This is a genomic window from Acinetobacter sp. YH12097, assembly GCF_013419225.1.
Classification (GTDB): Bacteria; Pseudomonadota; Gammaproteobacteria; order Pseudomonadales; family Moraxellaceae; genus Acinetobacter; species Acinetobacter amyesii.
The window spans coordinates 1-4328 of record NZ_VPAN01000081.1; the positions used below are offsets into that span (position 1 = coordinate 1).

Annotated in this window: 2 protein-coding genes and 3 pseudogenes; all 5 read right to left on the reverse strand. The window is 35.4% G+C overall.

The features are described from left to right. Positions 1–271: 271 nt before the first annotated feature. A complete protein-coding gene (locus FTU37_RS16320) occupies positions 272–1156 on the reverse strand; it encodes an Mph(E) family macrolide 2'-phosphotransferase (protein WP_000155092.1) in 885 nt (294 codons plus the stop codon). A 55-nt stretch (positions 1157–1211) separates the two neighbouring features. Further along, positions 1212–2687, reverse strand: coding sequence for an ABC-F type ribosomal protection protein Msr(E) (gene msr(E) / locus FTU37_RS16325; protein WP_000052512.1), 1476 nt, complete (start codon positions 2685–2687; stop codon positions 1212–1214). Positions 2688–3179: 492 nt separating this feature from the next. Continuing rightward, a pseudogene (locus FTU37_RS16330) lies at positions 3180–3248 on the reverse strand (transcriptional regulator); the annotation flags it as partial. A gap of 14 nt (positions 3249–3262) precedes the next feature. After that, a pseudogene (locus FTU37_RS16335) lies at positions 3263–3688 on the reverse strand (AraC family ligand binding domain-containing protein); the annotation flags it as partial. 173 nt (positions 3689–3861) lie between these two features. After that, a pseudogene (locus FTU37_RS16340) lies at positions 3862–4328 on the reverse strand (IS1 family transposase); the annotation flags it as partial.

Here is a 4328-nt window from a genome sequence, read left to right on the forward strand (position 1 = left end):
CGTTGAATTTCTTTGTCAGACATAGTGATCAGCATCTATATTTATATCCAGTCCATGGTGATAAAAACCATCATAAACTAGACATTTTTATTGGTGAGAATATAGACACTTTAAATGGGTTCTAACAAGGTTACTTCACATAAGAAATTTTATGTTAAATGATTGTTAGAAATGCCCCTTGATCGAGGCATTTTCTATAAAGAATACTAAAAACTAATTAAAGCCAACCAAGTTTCAAAACAAGGCAGTTCTCAGCAATCATATTTTTAAATTATATAACTCCCAACTGAGCTTTTGCTCCAACGATAAGGCTTTCATTTTGAGTTTCTAAGGCAAATAAACCATACATCAAAGGAGAGGCCGCTGCTCTTTCTAAAGTCTGTTCATATAGTTTATTCCAAACTTTACCCCCTAGTTTTTCATACTCGATGATTAGAGTTTTGAGGCTTTCTTCTCCAAACAAAGTTACATGCCCAGCAAAATCAATCGCTGGGTCATCTATATGGGCTGTTGACCAATCAATAACGCCTGAAACAGCTCCATCCTTTGAAGCTAGTACATGCCCAGCATATAAATCGCCATGTATAAATTGGGTGAAATCTGCCCATAGAACATCATTATCCAACCATTTTCTGTAGCGGGTTTCCAATTGCTCACTTATACCAATTTCAGATTTTACTAACTGCAAATTGTTTGCTATTTCAGGTCTTAAATCTGAAGGTTTCATAATTTTCAAATCATTTTCCCGAACTTCTTTTTCAGGAATACTATGGATTTCAAATAAGGTTTTTGCCAAAGATGTTATGTATTTCGGGCTATCTTTGTCCATATTCCAAATTATTTCATAGGTTTCAGCATCCAAATTTAAAACAGGATTATCTTTAAGTATGGGATAAGCCACTAATTCTGTAGATGAAATTCTCCAATCAGGAACCTCTACAGAAAGATGTTTTTTTACCAATTCTAAAATGCGTTTTTCTTTCTTGATTTGTTCCCTCATGCCATCACGACGAGGAATACGCAGCAACCATTGTTGCCCCTTTGTATCAAGAGCAAAAACGACCTTAAAATCAATGCCCATTTCATTGAAATTCATTTTGTCCGTAAGCAACAAGCCGTGTGCTTCAGCAAGTGATTGAATATCTTGAATTGTCATTTTTAATTTCCTTTAAAGAGTTCAATAATTAATGTTCGGATTAGATTGGCTATCATTAACAATCTCTCTCAAAAGTCTTGATGATTTTGTGGTCTTTGATCTCGTAGATAATGTCAGCAATATTATCGACCAATTGCTTGTCATGAGATACGAAGATAATAGTTCCTGCATAGGACTTCATCATTGTTTCTAATGCGGCAATACTTTTTAGGTCAAGATAGTTTCCTGGTTCATCCATAAGCAAAATATTATATTTTCCTAAAAGCATTTTGGATAAAAGCAGTTTGATGATTTCACCTCCCGATAAGTCGGATAAGTTTTTTTGAATATCATTCGCTCCGATCCCCATTGAAGCCAATACTGCACGAATTTCCGCAACTGTGTACTCGCACTCTTCCTGCATAAAGGAGAGCACAGATTTATGCGTGTTAAATTTATATCCTGTTTGTGTAAAGTAGCCAATTTCAGCTTTTGGAGATATGGTTAATCCATCAGCACGTTCTGATATCATTTTTAACAAGGACGTTTTCCCTGTTCCATTCGATCCAGTTATAGCGACTTTAGCGCCAAGCGGTATTATAAAGTTAGCGTCATCAAAGATAGTACGGCTACCAAATTTTAAGCTCAGACCATCTGCCGTAATCGGGAACTTATTGTGCAGTTCTAGGGCTGAACTTTGACGAAAACGAATAGAACGCAAATGCTCTGGTGCTTGAATATCTTCTAATGCAGCCAAACGCTTTTCCATACTCTTAGCTGCCTGATACAGTTTTCTTTGCTTGGTGCCAGTCATTTTTGCATGCCCAAGTCGTCCAGCACTTTCGGTAGAGTTTTTGGATTTTTCTCCTTTTTTCTTATTGTCTAATCGATTAGCTTGCTGGCGTTTTTCTTGCACAGCAGATTCTAATCGCTCCCGTTCCTTCATCATCAGCTCATATTCTACGGCTTGGTGTTGTCGCTCTTCTTCTTTTTGACGCAAGTAATCCGAGTAACCACCCCAATATTCCGTAATTTTACCGTCTTTTAACTCCCATATCTTGTCTACAACCATATCAAGAAAATATCGGTCATGACTGATAACAAGTAATGCTCCATCAAATGCTTTAAGTTGACCAATAAGTAGATCTATTCCATTGAGATCAAGGTGGCTGGTTGGTTCATCCGCTAGAATGCCATGTACTTGTTGGGAAAATGCGGCAGCAATTTTTGCACGAGTTTCCTCTCCGCCACTCATTGTGTCGTTTTGTACATTGGAAACACCAAGGCGAGATAACATTGCCCGGTCTTCGACCGTTTCTATTTCGATTCCGCCCAGTTGGCTGATATGTGCAAAATCACCAAAACGCTGTAATGTCGCTTCGGCTAAAACAATTTCGCCATTAAGTACTTTGAGTAAACTACTCTTTCCTGCTCCGTTATCACCCACAAGACCAATACGGTCATAAGAGTGAATTTCCAATTCATCAATATCCAAAACATCACGCCCAGCATAATCCAAGCGTATGTTTCTCGCTTTAATAATTAAACTCATTTTTATTTACTCCTGTTTAGCTCTTGAAATTTTTTATGCAGCAAACAGGATTTAGGTGAAAACAAAAGCTAGCATCACAGTGTCCTCCCAAAAAAAAAGCTATTCATCCACAGGGTGGACAAATAGCTAGTCAATTAAGTTATAACTGGAAACTATGCACTAAAAGCATACTTATAAATTAAGCATACTTTTACTTTATATATCCGCATATATTCTTAAAGACACAACAAAAGCCCACCATTATAAAATAGTGTCACTATGCAAATAGTTGTGTCTTAACGAATGCGGATAGAATGCATAAACTTACCTAAAAAATAAAATTCAGTTTTATGATAACTTTACTGTTAAAAGAAGTCTAGACAACCTTGTTTTATGCTTGGATATAAGGCTTATTTTAAAATAATAGTAGTGAAGATTTTCTAAAATTAACATAATACACCTTATACGAAATAAAAATGGGAGCCTTAAGCTCCCATTTTTTAAGTAATTTTTTCAAATAAGGCTTGGGTGAGCATCTAAAATTCGAATCAATGTAGCTGCTGGTCCAGTTGGATAGCGTTTTCTAATAAAAGATCTAAATACGTATCTTTCATCAATTGAGATTCATTGTTATTCAATATATTGTAGGTTGAAAGTATCAAATGTGAAAGTTGAGGATCAGAACGTAGGGTTGATTCGATAGCAAGTTCGATAGGCTCATTAAATATTCCTTCATAGCTTTTTTTTAACCATGCTGGATCTAAATGCATCATTTTATAAGTGAAGCCGAGAGGATCTGGTGCATTACCATCATGAACTTCTTCAGGTTCAAGCATGAAAGTTTGACCTTGATAGCTATCAATAATTTTTTTTCTACAATTGAATTGTTGATGTCCTAACTCTGTTACCCCTATAAGATAACTTGAGTGTAGATGAGGATCGTATGCAAAGCCTTTGAAGTGGGCATGAATTAGTTCTATACCTGTAGACTTATCCTGTGTGACATTGACCCAATTGCTCATATTTACTTAATTAGTCCTAATGGATTTAGCTTATCAAAAATTATCTAATGAAGAAATTCTAAAATTAACATAATACACCTTATACAAAATGCCCTTGTAAGCCCTTAATCAAGGGCATTTTTAGTCTCTACTTAACATAAAATTTTGGTGGTGCTTCAAAAAGTATGCTGCCTTTAAATGAAGCCATTATTGATGTAAAAGAAAAGAAGGCTAAATCAAAAGCTTTAAAATGGTTTTCAAGCTTTTTTGAAAAATTACAGCTTCTTCTGAAGCTACGCCTAATTCTATGCCTTATTTTGCAATTATTGCCTTCAATACCTACAGTAAAAAATTTACCAATACTTTGCTTACCATTTTTAAAAGCAGTGATGAAACTGTCCCAATGATCACTTGCAATTCGGGTGTAGTGAATATCTAATTGTTTAAGCTTTGTCTTCAATTGTTAGACTGTAGCTAAATCTCGTTTACCCCAAACATAAGCAACAATTTCACCTGTTTCTCGATGATAGGCGTAAATAAGCCATTGTTTATTCTTTTTATTTCCAACAAAATTCCAGAACTCATCTACTTCGAGAGATTCATAATGACTTTGCTGAGGCTGAATTTCATAGGTTGATTCAGTTAAAGTACGTAAAACTTT